This is a genomic window from Sphingobacterium sp. SGR-19 (assembly GCF_011043555.1).
In the GTDB taxonomy this organism is placed as follows: Bacteria; Bacteroidota; Bacteroidia; order Sphingobacteriales; family Sphingobacteriaceae; genus Sphingobacterium.
In genome coordinates this window covers 15,314-31,956 of record NZ_JAAKGS010000005.1, presented here as the reverse complement: position 1 = coordinate 31,956, position 16,643 = coordinate 15,314, and the positions used below count along the sequence as shown (strand labels likewise).

Here is a 16,643-nt window from a genome sequence, read left to right as displayed (position 1 = left end):
TGTTTATCGTTTAACATGTGGTGCTTGATTTCAATAGATAAACATAGAGAATTATAATCATACTTACAATAGATACGATGCCATGAGAAATGACGCTATCGTTACTGCTTGCGCAACTTACCCATTCCCTTAACGTAGGAAGCTTCGATCTCGATTCCTTTCGTAGCTGTTGCTGTAGGGATATCGACCTCATAAATATGTAATGATGCCCCTACTTTAGCTGGTAGATAAGCTTTATCGCCATCCACAAAGGCCGGCTCAGAATACTGATAGATGGGCGCATCTTTCACCTCTGTAATGGTTTGTGCGACCAAGTCCACAATAACGAACGTTAGGTTGGTTTGATCCCACTGTCCATTTTGTTCGGCCGTATACTTGTGCGCCAGTAGCTTGTTATTACCGATGTAGGTTGCTTTAATAAGCTTACCGCCATTCGGCGTGTCTTCGGTTTTAAAATGATAGTCTTTATCAAACGCTGCGGTACCCGCCTTGATACGCAAAATACCGGGTTCCTTGTAATTTCCTTTCGGATCGAATGCATAGCCACCATGATAAACCGTATACACATCTCCATTCTCTGCTGTGAAGATACCCGACATATTGACTGGAGCGCCTGCCGGACCGGTACGGGTGTCTTTAATAACGGTTTCCAGTTCAAATTCTGGATAGCTGTATACCGCCACAAAGTTTGTGTCTAAATTCGGGGTAACGCCGTTGGCATACGGAAAAACAGTTTGGTATGCGCGGTTACCGCTGATCGCTAAACCGGTGTGTCGCCAACCGTGTTTGTTTTCCGCATCTTTGTACACCTCTTTGGCCGGTATTTTCACCGTTTTATTAATGCTGTAACCATCGACATCAACGTCAAAAAATTCCATGTTTCCGTCAAATTGGTCGTCCACGACAAGCTTAGCACCCAACAAGGTTTGATCATTGTTCACGCTCAGGTAGTCATCGGCTCCATAGTTGAAGACGAGTCCTGTTTTCGCAGTCAGTCGGCTCTCGCTATTAACGTAATAAGCATCGACATTGTTGACACCCAATCCGCCGATCGAATAAAAGTAATTGTTGATGTTCAGGTATTCGCGGTAGCCCTCCTGCAGGATACCATTATTCAACAGCGAAATCTTGCCGTTCAACAGATCCTTGGTATGCACGATATAGTTAATATAATCGGTACCGGCCTCTACACCTACGCCTAAAACGTAAGCTTGACCACCTTCTATTATCGGTTCATTGGGGCGGTCACTGCCCCCATTGTCATCTTTCGTGCAAGAAGAGGCAACAACTGCCAAACCTAAAGCCAAGGCCACATTCCTGTATTGTTTTAACTTTCTCATAGTCATTTATTTTTGTATAAAGTATCTAATTTTTACGCTAAAGGAGCGTCCGGGTTTCTGCATCCTGTAGTTATCAAACAGCCGACTGTCCGTTAGGTTATGACATTCGACGGCAATGTTGTATTTGCCCTGGCCGATGCTGTAGTCTGCCAGAATACTGTGTGCAAACTGCCGCGGGATCATGTCGGGATTATTAGCGCCCAGCTGTTCCGGAGTTAGGTAGTATTCTTCGATAAAATTGAGCCGGTACTGAATGTTGGCCGCCCCTCCTTTGCCGCCAACTTTCGGTAACTGCAACCCTACATCAAAATTACCAAAGAGGTAAGGTATATTGGGCACCTTGTATCCGTAATTGAGGTTCGGTTGGGTGGTCTCTCCACTCAGATTTCCACCAGTAGTGAATTCCGTTTTATCAATGATGTTTTGATAGCTTAGATTGACGCTGCTGAAGATCCTGTTTTTCCAGTTGTAGCGTATCTCGCCTTCGAAGCCCGTGGTTCTAACATCGCCTACGTTGATGAATTTACGACCCGTGGGCTGGTTCCGGCCCTGCTCCTGCCGGATGTAGTCGGTAGAATTCCGGTATATAAAATTGGCTTCCGTCTGGAAGTTATGTGCTTGATTGATGGTAAAGGCATATAATCCCCCGATATTGATGTTATCGCTTTTTTCGGGCGTTAAGGTTTCATTGCGAATACTGAACAATCCATCCCCCAGCAGCTCCAGCGGTTCAGGCAGGCGATAGGCATGTTCGTAGGAAGCTTTGATCTGCATATGGGGCAGTAAAAAATAGGTTCCTGCAAGGCCATACCCGATATTACCTTGGTCGGTGGCTATTTCGGCATACTCGGGCGTTTGCGTTTGGGAAATATTCTCGAACGACTCGGCATAGAGGCCATAATATTTGGCAAACACGTTGGTGCGCAATGCACCAAAACGACTGTCTAATCCCAGGCCTAGGTTTTGCTTCTGCAGCCGCTGCGGCATGGTATACGCCACATTATTCGGCTGTTCAACATCACTGGATTTCCGCTTAAAATCTGTTAGTACGTAGTTTAGGGACAGGCGGTGGTCTTGGTGCAGCGCATAAGCGAGGTTGGCCGTCATCAGGCTTTCACCATCGCGCTGGCGCAACTGGGTACGCTGGCGTTCGGAGCCTCCACTGCGGGGCGTGGTTTCCTGCAGCCAGTTATAGGTAAGTCCGACGGTATCGACAAAATGATTTCGGGTACTGTTGTAGGCAGCATAGAGGTTGAAATCCAATCCGTCCACAAACAGGTTGTCTTTTTTATATTTCAAGGTCGGTATGATCGAATTACTCGATTGGGTCATGGCACCGAATACCTGGTCCATCACCACACCGGTTTGGATATCTTTATCATTCTGCCCGGCAAGGATCCCTACAAACAATTGATCGGCAAATGGTTTATCGCGCACGCCAACCTCTACCTGTCCCCCCAGCGAGCTGTAGCCGTCGTGGAAACGTTTTACCTCTTGCTCCGGGAGTTTGATATTGCCCCTGATCGGTTCCACGTTTACACTATAGTTGTTGTCGGAATAATTATAAAATCCGTTGAAACGGATAGCCAATCCGGTTTTTTCGTTCGTATAGGCACCATTCAAACCAGCCTTGTGCGTATTGAAGGACCCTACGCTATACGAGACATCCATATAGTTGAGGTTGCGGCGGGTCACGATGTTGATGGCTCCGCCGAGGGCATCGGCGCCCAACGAAACGGGTACGACGCCTTTATAAACTTCAATTCTTTCTGCCATATTCGCCGGAAAGTTATTGAGCGAGAACGACGAACCAAAGTTATCCATCGGGATGCCGTCGAGGAAAAACTTGAGGGACTTGCCGCTGAACCCGTTCAAGGAAAAATTGAAGTTGGAACCGAGTCCACCATCTTCGCGGACACGGATACCTGTGGTACGCGTCAATAGCTGGTTGACATCCAGTGTAGAATTAAAATATTGCTTGGTTTCTACGACATTGACGTTAAAAGGTTCCTCCTTAATTTCACGGGATTCCGTCTTTTTATGGATATAGACCGCATCAATTTCTTTTTGCTGTGATACGGTTTTCGTTGTATCTTGTGCCATCGCTAAGCGGGTGTGGACTGTCCAAATTAAGGGGAGTAACAAGAGAACCCTTACGCTTTTTGGATATAGAGTCATTTTTTTCACCATCATTTTCCACCTATCCATAGAGGAGTTATTATATTTGTGGGCAAATATAATATTATTTAGACTGAATTTAAACAAAAAACAAAGATCACGACATAAAAAAGTGATTGCGTGGTATGATGGAACGGGTGAAGAAAAAAAAAGGAAAAAAGTCGACCATACGCCGGATCAATGATTGGCTACATCTTTGGTTGGGGTTAATCTCGGGTATTATCGTATTTATTATCAGTATCACAGGCTGCTTCTATGCCTTTCAGCAGGAAATAAAAGATCGAATCGAACCATGGCGCTTCGTGGAGGAACGTCCCGAGCCCTTTGTACCGCCGAGCCGAATCTTGGACACGGCAGCGGTGTACATGCCCGGACAGCAGCCTACCGGGCTAACCTACGGACATAGCGGCGAAGCTGCTGCTGTGGGCTATATCAGTAAGGCGTCATTTTCAGTGGTATTCATCAATCCCTATACAGGCGAGTTTCTGAAAAAACAGACACCGCGTGGAGGCGACGAATTCAATTTCTTCAATTTCATCCTGGACGGGCATACCGCGTTGTGGTTACCCCATGAAATCGGGAAGCCTATTATCGGCGTGGCCACGTTGGTCTTTGTCGTGCTGCTGTTTACCGGTTTGGTGATGTGGTGGCCGAAAAGATGGCGTAAAGCAACTAGGAACAGGAGTTTTAAGATCAAACTTACAGGAAGCTTCAAGCGGGCCAACTATGACCTACACAATGTGCTGGGTTTCTACAGTCTAATTTTTGCGTTCATCCTCGCCGTGACGGGATTGGTATGGAGTTTTGAATGGTTTGATAAAGCTGTATACTACGTCGTTTCTGGAGGCGAAATAAAGCAGGGGCATCACCACCCCCACTCCGACCTATCCCATAAAGACTTGCCCTGGGAGGATACCATGACACCACTCGACAGAGCCTGGTACACGACCTTGGAAACAGCGGATGATATTAACGGCATGTATATGACGCCTTACCCAGCCGATGACGACGATCCTATTGACATAACCGTTTATCACCTCAGGGGCCAATGGTACGACCATAGTGAGTATTTTTATGATCGATACACGTTAGCCCCCTTGGAAATGGAAGGCAGTAAGTATAGGGAAGCGTCATTTGCGGATCAGCTCGCCATGATGAACTATGATATCCATGTGGGTTCCATAGGCGGTCTGGCCGGAAAAGTTTTCGCTTTTTTTATCAGTTTAATTTGTGCCAGTCTGCCTATTACGGGCTTTTTGGTGTGGTGGAATAAGAGGTGATGGTGTCTACATGAGAAATGACCATACTGAAAACGGAATCTAAGATACATTGTTCATCAAAGAGAACGACCTCGTTAAAGTGGTTAAAAAATATAGCGTATGAACAAGGACGCTTGGCTGGTCGAAAGGCGCTTATAACAGGAGGAGATTCTGGTATCGGCCGCGCGGCTGCCATTGCCTATGCCCGCGAAGGCGCAGACGTTGCCATAAATTATCTTCCGGCGGAGGAAGAGGATGCCGAACAGGTGATTGCCCTCATCAAACAAGCGGGCAGAAAAGCGGTCGCGATTCCCGGAGATATCACCGATGCTGCATTTTGCAAAAAACTGGTGGATGACGCGGTATCCCAATTGGGCGGGCTGGATATATTGGTGAACAACGCAGGATATCAAAAAAGTAACCTGTCCATCATGGACATCAGTGAGGAAAGTTTTGATGCCACCATGAAGACCAACATCTATGCGTTGTTTTGGATCACGAAAGCTGCGCTACCCCATTTACCGGCGGGCGCGTCGATCATTGCGACAACTTCGGTACAGGCATACGATCCCTCAGAAAATCTATTTGATTATGCACAGACCAAAGCAGCCAACGTGGCTTATGTAAAATCTCTTTCTAAACAGTTCGGACCGAAGGGAATCCGGGTGAACGGTGTATCACCCGGTCCCATCTGGACACCGCTTCAGGTATGTGGCGGCCAGGAACAGGAAAGCCTGCCGAAGTTTGGCGAGAATACGCCGCTGGCACGTGCCGGGCAACCTGCCGAGCTTGCTTCTATTTTTGTACAATTAGCGGATAACAGCGCCAGCTATTCCACAGGGCAGATATATGGCGCTGCGGGCGGAGGTGGCCAGCCATAAGGTCACCTCGTCCGTAAGTGCACTCGTTAAACAGCTGTCTATGGAAAAACTTTATATATGTCATTCCTCTTTACAAATCGGGCTAATTCAACCCGATTCTCATCTTTATAAAAACCCAAGCGATAATCGCCTGTTCTCCATTGATAAGCAGATGAAAACCCTTTTAACTTTTTGACACTGGACATCCCTTCTAAGGCTTCGCTCTTTTCGAGCTCTATAATAAATTCCTTTATTTTGGCCTTCAATTTTTTGTCCCCCAGTTTTTTAATGTCATGAAGAAAACTCCGTAAAAAAATAACTTCCATTAGTCTAAGGCATTCATTACATCTTGACGACTTGCCACTTCTTTTCTGTCTGCTTGTTGCATAAGCACCAACAAGCCCAAGTCCTCTTTTTCTTCGTCAGAAAGCGTTTTTAATCGCTCCTTTTCCTTGTATTCTACATAAAACGAAACAGCTTTTTCCATAATAGTTTTTACACTCATTTCTTCAAATGCAGACAGTAATTTTAGTTTTGTCAACATCTTTTCGTCGATATCAATATTTTTTCTCATTGTAGCAAGTCTAATATGACAAATATACACCATATACACAATATATCGGTGTATCACCCGGTCCCATCTGGGCCACCGCTTCAGGTATCTGGCGGCCAGGAACAGGAAAGCCTGCCGAAGTTTGGCGAGAATACGCCGCTGGCGTCTTTCCCGCTAGACGTCCGGCGTTGCTTTACGGTCGTCTCGCGATTGCAATTTGAGTTCCAATCGAGTTACTTTGTCCATCAAAACATTACGATGCGCTTGGATCTGCGCATTTTTCTCTTCAAGCTCCCGCAACTGATCTTGAAGGATGATCACTCTTTTTAATAATTGATTTTCCTTAACAATATATTCATTAATGGACGGAGTTTGTACAGTCTCTTTACTTATTGTATTCCCACTATAATCATTACTTTGGAGTAATGGCGAAAAAGCCTTCATCCAGCTGACAATGGTTCGCTTATCTTTTACGCCATATTTCTTCATCGCATCTTCTAGCAGCAAGTCTCCCGACAAAATAGCCTTTACAGCCTCTACCTGCACATCTTTTCTACTCTTTTTCATGTTTTTTTCATCTTGCATTTCTTTTGAAAGTGATCAAATATGCTGCTTGTCAACAAAAGTCGCATAGACAACCTTTATATAATCGCTTCAAAATTATACACATACGTAATTCTAAAATTATGCCAAAAGGCAATAAATTAGCTTTCACAAAATTATTGTTATGACAACTAATAAAAACTATTTCAATTTTTATTGATGCCGAAACCCCTTCGTAATACTTGCTTGAAAAGCATTTTTTTATGCTTTTCATATTAGTTCGTCCATTTTCAGGACAGTCTATCTTTTCACCAATTTTAACATATGGAGACCTGCGTTATCGAGCATTATCTCTGCCATATAGTCAACCGAGCATGTAATTTTGAATGCTAACTGATAGATATTTAGTTAGTATAGCTACGTCACGGGTTGGACGTAGATAAATATACAACTCCGTTCTCTGGAGGCAGAAAACTGAAAGCTGTAGAGAAAGGTCACTTATGCGGAAACTTGTTTGCTCCCGTCGAAATATTCTTTTAAACAGGTAAAGTTTTCGCTAACATGCAGGTAAACCTGGTTATCGAAATTGATCACTATCCCTTCATCGAGAAAGATGTAAACGCGCTCGCCACAATAATCACGGCCGTCATCGTTCCAACAGATGCTTAAGATCCTATCCTTGAATGCTGATAAATCGGAAATGCACGACACCTTTTTGTTGTAATTATATCTTTTTGCCAACAAATTCAGTAATGCATTTGCTTCGTTAAGCAGTAAACTATTATTTTCCATCATACTACTATCTGGTTCCACTATTTTTCTTATACACTAAATGAACGCGGTTATATCAAAAAAGTTTTTACCTTCGCGGACCAGTTTGTGTATTCACATTTACACATCGGGTAAGATACACAAATACGCTATCCAATAGATATTTATACTGAAAAACAATAAATTTTTTAGTCGTTAGGCCAGTGCAGTTTAGACTGAAAGTAATCCCAAAGGTTTAGTTTTTAGCTAAAGAAAGCGGAAAATACGTATAAATACGTATAAAACGTATTTACCGCAACAATTTCTTTGGCACACCCGGTAGTGTCCAAATCGCTCATTTTTTGCATCACTTTTGTAATGGTTGTAACACTATGGAACAAGTTTAAATTTAAAAAATTTACCTATGACGTCTATTCAATTACAACAGCAGATCGAGCAAAGCAAATCTATTCTTACCAAGTTTGCAAGAAAGTTTACAAAGGATCCAGAAGACATCCAAGACTTGGTTCAAGAAACTCTTGTCAAATCTATAAGGTACATAGACGAATATGAAAATAACCCTAAGTTTTTATCTTGGTTATACGTCATCATGAGAAACGTATTCATAAATCAATACCGTCGTGACCAGAAAAGATTGGCTTATGAAAACTCCCAATTATGTGATCTACGCGACATGGGCTGTAGCGAGCCTTTCAGCCGAAATGCCAGTGAAGGGAAGTTTACCATGAATGATATTGAATTCGCGATGAAAAAATTACCAGCTGAAAGCAGCGAAATTTTTAACATGCATATCGAAGGCTATAAATACAGGGAGATAGCGGAGTATTTTAACATGCCCGAAGGTACGGTCAAGACCCGTATACACCATGCACGTAAATTTTTACAAGCGCAGCTGTCTACATATAAAACAGCTGGTTAAAAATAATTAACCGGCTTTCCTATCCGCGGGGTGAACACCCTGCGGTTTACAGTGTTTTCTGGATATCCTCTAAAGACTTCCCCTTTGTTTCTGGCATAAATTTCCATATAAAAAAGAAAGAAAGAGCCATCATTATACTATAGAAGAGAAACGAATAAAAACCTCCATTTGGGGTTTCTTCAGCAATAACCGGAAATACCCACGAAATGACCGCAGCCATTATCCAGTGGGTAGCGCTTCCTAGCGAACTACCTTGTGAACGAACTTTATTAGGAAAAATCTCTGCAATAAACACCCAAATGACAGCACCTTGGGAAAATGCAAAGAACGCAATAAACCCAATTAGATAAACGAGCACAGACGAATCAGCCGTTAGCCCCTGACTAAAAGCCTGAGCTACCAATGCCAAAAACACAAACATACCAACGCTGCCTATCAATAATAGCTTTTTCCGGCCAAATCTATCAATAATGGTCATTGCAAGGCAGGTAAACAGCAAATTAGCTCCGCCAATGAACACCGGTTGGAGATAGGCCAGTTGTTCGTCGAAGCCCGCTAGTTCGAAAATCCGGGGTGCATAGTATAATATCGCGTTGATACCGCTTAACTGATTGAACATCGCCAGTATGACAGCATATAAAATCGGTTTTAGGTATTTCCGCTGGTATAGCGATTCCTTAGCAGTTTCGTCCTGCTCACCAGATTTCAGCGTATGATCTATCTGCCTTTCCCCTAGCTTATGGAAAATAACCCGTGCTTGTTCTTGCTTACCCTTTATTATCAACCAGCGGGGACTTTCGGGGATAAGTTGCAATAGACCTAAAAACAGCAAAGCAGGAAAAACCATAATACCGAGCATCCACCGCCAAGCATCATCGCCCATCCCAACAAAAAGAAAATTCGTCAGATAGGCTACAAAAATTCCAAACACGATCATGAGCTGAAAGCAACTTGTCAAACGTCCGCGAATGCTTGCAGGTGCAATTTCAGAGATATAAATTGGTCCTACCACAGACGACATACCGACGGCCAGTCCGCCCGTAAAACGGGACAAAATAAACAGCGACCAATTACTGGACACCGCACAACCTATCGCCGAGCATAAATACGCCAGCGCAATGACTATTAATATTTTTTTACGTCCGAATTTTTGAGCAGGTGCACTGGCCAAGAGCGCCCCGATCACCGTTCCGATAAGACTGGAAGAAACCGTGAATCCCTGCCAAAAGGAACTAAGCGACCATAGTTGTTGGATATTTTTATCGGCGCCAGAGATTACCGCCGTTTCGAAACCAAAAAGAAAACCTCCCAGCGATGCGATCAGTGCACACCGGATGGCAAAACCATGTTTAGAATCAGATACAGAATTCATAGATATTATTTTTTAATCTTGACCAATGACGATGCTCCAAGCATCGCCGCGTGTTCTCCCATGGTAGCTACTTTTATAGGAACATGTATACCACGACCTTCTAAAATATCCGATACTGTAGGGAGAAAAAGCGCGTGGGCCTTACTTATATTGCCACCAATAATAATGAGGTCCGGATTCCAAACCGGCACATGCTGCGAGAGAAAGTCAGCCAACCACTTAGCGAGCTGTTGTATGGCTTGTATCGCCTTCATATCGGTACTGATCCCGTTTACCAGCGTCTTCACATCAGTTGCTTTGATACCCCCTAGCATACGATAATATGCAAGAATGCCGCGACTCGAAATATAGTCCTCGGCGATGCCGTTTAAGAAGGAGGATGAACCGAGATTCAGATCAGTGACGGTACCTTCTTGAAAGAACGCAGCCCCCAATCCCGTTCCTAAAGTCAGCCCGAGTACGCTCTTATAATGTTTATTACTGTCTTGACTTGCCTCACCCCGCAGAAACGCTTCGGCATCATTCATGAACCAGATGCTTTCTGTCGGCAGCATCAGCTCAGTAGCAAACTCTCGCTTAATATCCATACCAAAAAGCGCATCGTATTTATCCAAGCCCTTGATTAGCGATATACCTTTGTCGTAATCAAAAGGTCCTGGCATAGATATCGCCAAATGGTCACATTTTTTTCCCCAGCACGCTTGAGCGGCCTTCAATGCTCTTGCCCACTCCGCCAAGATAACCTTTGCTGCAGCATGCGCGTCGATTTTGTGGCGGACAATCGTATTGGAAATCATTGTTTGACGAGTAACGTCAATTACGGCTGCCGTAATATGAGACCCACCTATGTCCGCACAGAGGACGCTTTCTTCTATCGAGCTATTCATCATACCTATAATAGGTTACATTTATGGTAATGGGTCTGGCTGTGCTGGATTGCTCGGATCATATACCGCTACTGCCACTTCCGAATCTGCACATCCATAATATAAAAACCACTTATTCTGAAAATAGACCAATCCTTCGATGAAAACCGTTCCATCTTTATATTGACCACTTTTTTCAAAATCTTCCATCGGTCTTAAAAACGGTACATCCAAGCGGTCGATCACTTTGGTGGGATCGTTAGCATCAAATAGTACCTGTCCTGCGCTGTACGTACCTCTGTTGAACCGTTTATCCCCATGCTCCGGATTATTTTTGCCGTTGTATAACAACAAGATGCCATGTTCTGTTAGTATAGCCGGTGGACCACACTCGGTTAGATCACTATCAAAAAAACCTTTCCGCGGCGAGATAAAGGCTTCTATCTCACGATTTTCATCGACAACGGGCTCCCAATCGATGAGGTTATCGGATGTGGCACCATATACACCACGTTCCCCCCAGTACATCCAGTATTTTCCATTCACTTTCGTAATCACTTGCTTTCCATTTTTTACTTGGGTAACAATGGAAGCGGATTTATGGAATTTGTCTAAGACGAGATCTGCGTTTTTTGCGTTCGCAAAAATCTGTCCGTGTTTCTCCCAGTTTATCAAATCTCGGGAAGTTGCGACTCCAAGTCGGGCAGTTTCGCGGTTCCACTGGGTATAAAACATAACATAAAGTCCGTCCTCCGTTACGGCCACTCTGGGATCCTCCGTTCCTCCCGGCCATTCAAACGCTTTTTGCGCGTCTTCGGCGGGGTAAAAAACAGGCGTTTCGTTGCGCCTAAAAGATAGACCATCTTCACTTTCAGCGTACCCCAAACGGGAGGTCCGATGGCCTATGCCTACACCCGACTTATCTTCCGCTCGATACAGCACAACAATTTTACCGTCCTTTACCGTAGCCGCAGGATTAAATGTATCGTTGGATTCCCAGGCGATCTCTTTGCCACTCATCGGATCCAAAAAGCGCGTATTTTCTATAGGAGATATCACCGGATTTACACCTGCAGGTCTTACAAAACCACCAAATGCCCATTCGGGGAGTGTGTTCGTTTCCTGTTGTCCTTGCGCCTGGACAGCTCCAGCGGTCGCTATAAACAATAGGAATCCCTTCCATACTGATCTATTCATAGTTATCAAGATTTATATAAATTTAATTTACGTCGTGCAATTGTCAATAATTTGTGTTCTGTCCCAAGGAACCTCCAGATAAATCAATTTCCCGCTGTGGTATCGGGTACAGATAGTGATGCGGGCTAAAACTTTTACCCATCGCCCGTAATACTTCTGACGCCACTTTCCACCTTCTCAAATCGCTAAAACGGTGACTTTCAAAACCCAGCTCGGACCGTCGCTCCTGCATCAACCAAGTCTTGATGACAGCGGGATCCGATTCCTGTACGTCATGTGCCGGTAGCGTACCTGCCGGGGCACGCTCCCCGTCCACCGTGACCGTATTGCGGGCGCGCATCCGTATTTCGTTTATCAAACCAATAGCCGCTGCGTATGCGTTGGTTTCCAGATAGGCCTCCGCTTTCCAGAGGAGTACATCTGCCCAACGGATTAAAATCTTGTTCGTTGGCGAATCTCCGTTCCCACGGTTCGCCGGACTTAATTCGCCCATCAATTTATATACCAGCCGGCTGTCCACGTCAACCGTATATTCCAAACGCGGGTCATTCGCTTCGAAAGAAGCGATAAAATCGTCTGTCGGTGCCAGAAAGCCCCATCCCAGCAGCGATCCTATACTGTTACCGTTCTTCGGCAGCGTTCCCTGCGTATGATTATAGGCGAATATCACCTCTCGTTCCGCAAACTCCTTGCTATTGTCAAAACTATCAAAGTAGTTACTGTTTAAGGAATAATAACCTTTTTGTTCTAATGCATTCACCTTTTCCAGTACCTTCGCCCATTCCTCGGTAAACAATGCGACTTTCGCTTCGAACGCCCATACAGCCCCAATGGAAGCCCGCCATGGCTCTGCTCCTACCGGATGTTTCGCTTCCGGCAATAATTCTCCAGCTTGTTGTAGATCGGTACGTATCTGTTCCCAGATCTGATCCTGCGGCACTCTTTTGGCGACCTCATACGCTTCGTCAAAATTCGTTAGCGGTTTGATGAGCAGAGGTACGTCTCCAAAATTGGTAACCAACTCGAAGTAGTAATACGCCCTCAGAAAGAGCGCTTCTCCCAACATTCTGTTTCCTAATTCCGTGGAAATGCCCGCTTGTTGGATAATAGCGGGGTCACTTAACTTAGCAATCGCCAGATTTGTCCGGGATACCCCCTCAAAAGCATAGGTCCATAATCCATTAAAAGCGGGATTTTCGGCTGTGAAAGAGAATCGGCTGACCTCGTCCATCCAAGCTTGGTCTCCATCAGAAACCCATTTCTTGTTCATATCGCCACCGGCAATATCCTCAATTATAAAATCCGGACGAATATATAATCCACGCCCCCAACTTCCATCTCCGAGAAATCCGTTGGTATTCCGCAGGGGTTCATACGCGCTGTTTACAGCCGATGTTAACGTTGCTTCCGAGGGGCTCTCATTGATTTGATCAGGCGTTAGCAATCCAATCGGGTCTTTTTCCATATCGCAGCTAGCCAGCACTAAAAGAAGGCTACACAAACTGCTAAAAATCGATGTTTTCATTCAAATAATCTTTTAATTTTCATTAAAACGTGACATTGATACCAAATAAGAATGTTCTGGATGAAGGGTAAGTTCCCATATCGATCAAGTCGGTAGATTCCGGATCCAGACCTTTATAATCTGTTATCGTCCACAAATTCTGTCCAGAAATATAAACGCGCATATTCTTTAGTACATTCGCTTTCTTCACCAAAGAGCCGAAGGAATAGCCTACTTCGAGATTCTTCAACCGCGCATAAGATGCATTCTCCAATACGATGGTCGATACTCGGCTACTGCCGTTGTCGTTTTGAGTTAAGCGAGGGATCGTGTTGCTTGTACCTTCGCCGTTCCAAGCCCCCAGCACATCCGTCGTATAATTAAAAGGTCTGGTATCATAATCGAGAATCTTCCGACCATCGTTATAACGGTCAACGCCTTGAACTCCCTGAATAAGTGCTGCGAAATCAAAGCCTTTATAGGCGGCCGAAAGATTTAGCCCGTAGGTTAACTTCGGAATAGGACTCCCCATAAAATCTCGGTCTTGATCGTTGATTACGCCATCGCCATTAAAATCTCTAAAACGGATATCACCCGGTTTTTGCGGTGGATTTTCGACTCCTGATAAATGGGTGTTGATCTCTTCCTGATTCTGATAAATGCCTTCCTGCACATAACCGAAATAGGCGTTGAGCGGATTACCTACCGCTGTCCGTGTGGCTGTACCGCTGATATAAGGCACATTGGGGTGCAATTTTGCCACCTCGTTGGATAAAGTCGCCAAGTTGGCGTTAACGCCATACCGAAATCCTCCTTCGGTTGTTTTTCGGTAACCGAGTGAAAATTCAAAACCTCTATTTTTCACGCGCCCTGCATTAATAATAGTAGGTTGAACATCCCCTACAAAACTGGGAAGGGAAATCGGCAACAATATATCGCGCGTATCTTTTATAAAATAATCTGCTGTAAAGGTCACTTGGTTTTTGAAAAGCGCTAGATCTACCCCCACATTATGCTGTATGGTCGTCTCCCATTTCAGATCGGGATTGCCGTAACGATCAATCAGGTAGTTTTCGCCCGCCCTTCTCATAAGGGTCAGGTATGCGTAGTTATCAATTTCTTGATTTCCGAGCGCACCGGTACTCGCCCGTAGACGTAAATCGCTGATCCAGTCGACATTCTGCATAAACCGCTCCCGGCTCATTGTCCAACCGACCGAAACAGAAGGAAAATATCCCCATCGGTTGTTCTCTCCGAAACGGGAAGATTCGTCTGCGCGCAAATTTGCAGTGACCATATATTTTCCATCGTATTCGTACGTGGCCGATCCAAACAAACTAAAAAGCGAATACTCCGATCCGGCACCACCGTTCCATACGTCCAGAAGTGTACTGCCATAATCCAAGTAACGGAAGGTCGGCAAGGTGTAATCATAACGCCGGCGCGATCCACTGATCGCTGCTGCATTATTATTGATGAACTCCGTACCTGCGAGTGCATTGATTTGATGCAGACCTATTGCTTTTTCGTATGACAACACGTTGTTCCAGGTTAGCGTAAAGTCCGTCCCACGGTCTTCATTCAGCCCTTCCGGCCGATTTATACGACCCTTACCCAAGTCGTTAGGACCTGCTGCGCCATCATCATCTCCATAATTTTCGAAGAATGCCTTGGTGTGGTTTACGTTTAGATCGATACCGACATTTGTACGGAATTTGAGTGACTTGTCCGAAAGAAGCGCATACTCTCCATACACGTTACCAAACGTTTTAATCCGTGAAAAGACATCGTCTGTAAAATAGGCTATGGCCAGGGGATTTCTCGAATATTCATACTTGTCACTTTCATACCCACCATTCACTGAATTGTGCCGATAAAAGGGTAAGTCGGTAAAAGGATCTCTTGCAGACCAGGTGGGATCAGTAGGATCTTTGTAAACAGCTAAAAGAGGTGGCCTTAACATAGCATGCCTAACGATGCCCGGGCCGTCGCCTTTCGCTGAAATCTGATCTCGTTGTGAATAGGTCAGCTGTAAGTTGGTCCCTATTTTAAACCGCTCCGTCAGCGCACTATTCACATTCGCTCGGAAGTTAATACGCTCATACTTATCATTATCGTAAATAATAATACCGTTTTGTCGGTAATAGCCACCCGAGATAAGGTATTGTGTCTTATCGTTTCCACCACTTGCAGAAAGTTCCACACTATTGGTTTTTCCGGTTTCAAACAACTCATCCAGCCAATCGGTATCTGCAAGATCCGTTCGGGATTTATCTAATGTATAGGGATTTTCGCCACTTTTTCCTGAGTTGTTCCACGCTATTTCCGACACCTCCAGATATTGCTGGGTGTTGAGCATTTGTGGCAGATTGGCGACCTGCTGCAAACCTGTAAAATAATTAATATTTAGTGCTGATTGCCCCGCCTTTCCTTGTTTGGTGGTGATGACGACGACCCCGCCTGATGCACGCGATCCATAAATGGCTGCGGCAGAAGCATCCTTCAAGACCGACATCGACTCAATATCAGAAGGATTCAGAAAAGTAATATCGCGGGAGGGGACGCCATCGACAACGTAAAGTGGATTGTTGTTGCCGATAGTACCTTCTCCGCGGATCCGCACATTGATACCATCACCGGGGGCTCCAGAGGTTTGTGTAATCTGAACGCCCGCGACCTGTCCTTGCAAGGACTGCGCTACATTAGGCACGCGCCTCGTTTCTAAGTCCGTCATGTTAACAGATGCCACGGCACCGGTTACCGACGATCGCCGTTGTGCTGAGTAGCCCACGACAACGACTTCATCTAATGCCGCCTCGTCCTCCAGCAAGGTGACAAGCATCTGCTCTCCCGGGGTTGCTTCGACTTCTTTCGAATGATAACCGGTATAAGAAATGGACAACAACTGTCCTTCGCTTACCGCAAGCAGGAAACGCCCTTTTGCGTCGGTTGACGTCATGGCTTGCTGTCCCGAAACACGGACGGTCGCACCAGCTAATGGCCTTCCTTCTGCATCCACGACAGTTCCCTCAACATTCGTTTGCTGTATTTCCCTTACTACTTTCTCCGTCGCTGGAGAAGCTACAGAAACAACAGATGAAAGCAAATAGGAGGATGCAACCAGGCAAAGTTTGAACCATAAATTTCTTTTGTTCATCGCTCTTTTCGTTAGGTTTATAAACTATAATTTTACTTAGCGTATACTATCCAGAAAGCAGAAAAACCGTTTTTGCAAATCAAGCAAAAAAAAGCCTTTTCTGCTTTCTGATTTCAAATTTATA

14 protein-coding genes are annotated in these 16,643 nt (G+C 44.9%); 3 read left to right on the top strand and 11 right to left on the bottom strand.

The window, feature by feature from the left end; translation table 11 throughout:
• Positions 1-101 precede the first annotated feature (101 nt).
• Both G5B43_RS10920 and G5B43_RS10915 read right to left on the bottom strand, forming a co-directional pair.
• A complete protein-coding gene (locus G5B43_RS10920; protein WP_165294788.1) occupies positions 102-1,340 on the bottom strand; it encodes a DUF4374 domain-containing protein in 1,239 nt (412 codons plus the stop codon).
• A 6-nt stretch (positions 1,341-1,346) separates the two neighbouring features.
• The gene (locus G5B43_RS10915; RefSeq protein ID WP_165294787.1) at positions 1,347-3,443 is read right to left on the bottom strand and encodes a TonB-dependent receptor plug domain-containing protein; all 2,097 of its coding nucleotides are present in this window, start codon (positions 3,441-3,443) and stop codon (positions 1,347-1,349) included.
• A 200-nt stretch (positions 3,444-3,643) separates the two neighbouring features.
• On the opposite strand from G5B43_RS10915, the gene G5B43_RS10910 reads away from it, so the two are divergent.
• Positions 3,644-4,798, top strand: coding sequence for a PepSY-associated TM helix domain-containing protein (locus G5B43_RS10910; protein WP_206367326.1), 1,155 nt, complete (start codon positions 3,644-3,646; stop codon positions 4,796-4,798).
• A 17-nt stretch (positions 4,799-4,815) separates the two neighbouring features.
• Positions 4,816-5,658: an SDR family oxidoreductase gene (locus G5B43_RS10905; protein ID WP_165294786.1), complete on the top strand. Its 843-nt coding sequence runs from the start codon at positions 4,816-4,818 to the stop codon at positions 5,656-5,658.
• Positions 5,659-5,696: 38 nt separating this feature from the next.
• On the opposite strand, the gene G5B43_RS10900 is transcribed toward G5B43_RS10905, so the two are convergent.
• The 4 genes from G5B43_RS10900 to G5B43_RS10885 form a co-directional block, all read right to left on the bottom strand.
• Positions 5,697-5,963, bottom strand: coding sequence for a type II toxin-antitoxin system RelE family toxin (locus tag G5B43_RS10900; protein ID WP_165294785.1), 267 nt, complete (start codon positions 5,961-5,963; stop codon positions 5,697-5,699).
• Positions 5,963-6,211, bottom strand: a complete 249-nt coding sequence (locus G5B43_RS10895; RefSeq protein ID WP_105717457.1) for a hypothetical protein — start codon at positions 6,209-6,211, stop codon at positions 5,963-5,965. The genes G5B43_RS10900 and G5B43_RS10895 overlap by 1 nt, the downstream gene beginning before the upstream one ends.
• Before the next feature lie 153 nt (positions 6,212-6,364).
• Complete coding sequence (locus tag G5B43_RS10890) at positions 6,365-6,757, bottom strand: hypothetical protein (protein ID WP_165294784.1); 393 nt, start codon at positions 6,755-6,757, stop codon at positions 6,365-6,367.
• Between the two features lie 474 nt (positions 6,758-7,231).
• The gene (locus G5B43_RS10885) at positions 7,232-7,528 is read right to left on the bottom strand and encodes a hypothetical protein (RefSeq protein WP_165294783.1); all 297 of its coding nucleotides are present in this window, start codon (positions 7,526-7,528) and stop codon (positions 7,232-7,234) included.
• A gap of 379 nt (positions 7,529-7,907) precedes the next feature.
• Here G5B43_RS10885 and G5B43_RS10880 point away from each other — a divergent pair, with 379 nt between their 5' ends.
• The gene (locus G5B43_RS10880; protein WP_165294782.1) at positions 7,908-8,423 is read left to right on the top strand and encodes an RNA polymerase sigma factor; all 516 of its coding nucleotides are present in this window, start codon (positions 7,908-7,910) and stop codon (positions 8,421-8,423) included.
• Positions 8,424-8,469: 46 nt separating this feature from the next.
• On the opposite strand, the gene G5B43_RS10875 is transcribed toward G5B43_RS10880, so the two are convergent.
• From G5B43_RS10875 to G5B43_RS10855, 5 genes are read right to left on the bottom strand one after another with little or no spacing between them, the layout of a single operon-like run.
• On the bottom strand, positions 8,470-9,795 hold the full coding sequence (locus tag G5B43_RS10875; RefSeq protein WP_165294781.1) for a sugar porter family MFS transporter: 1,326 nt from the start codon (positions 9,793-9,795) through the stop codon (positions 8,470-8,472).
• Between the two features lie 5 nt (positions 9,796-9,800).
• Complete coding sequence (locus G5B43_RS10870; RefSeq protein ID WP_165294780.1) at positions 9,801-10,685, bottom strand: ROK family protein; 885 nt, start codon at positions 10,683-10,685, stop codon at positions 9,801-9,803.
• A gap of 18 nt (positions 10,686-10,703) precedes the next feature.
• The gene (locus tag G5B43_RS10865) at positions 10,704-11,858 is read right to left on the bottom strand and encodes a glycoside hydrolase family 130 protein (protein ID WP_165294779.1); all 1,155 of its coding nucleotides are present in this window, start codon (positions 11,856-11,858) and stop codon (positions 10,704-10,706) included.
• A gap of 43 nt (positions 11,859-11,901) precedes the next feature.
• On the bottom strand, positions 11,902-13,383 hold the full coding sequence (locus tag G5B43_RS10860; protein WP_165294778.1) for a RagB/SusD family nutrient uptake outer membrane protein: 1,482 nt from the start codon (positions 13,381-13,383) through the stop codon (positions 11,902-11,904).
• Positions 13,384-13,405: 22 nt separating this feature from the next.
• Positions 13,406-16,519, bottom strand: coding sequence for a SusC/RagA family TonB-linked outer membrane protein (locus G5B43_RS10855; RefSeq protein ID WP_165294777.1), 3,114 nt, complete (start codon positions 16,517-16,519; stop codon positions 13,406-13,408).
• Between the last annotated feature and the right edge of the window lie 124 nt (positions 16,520-16,643).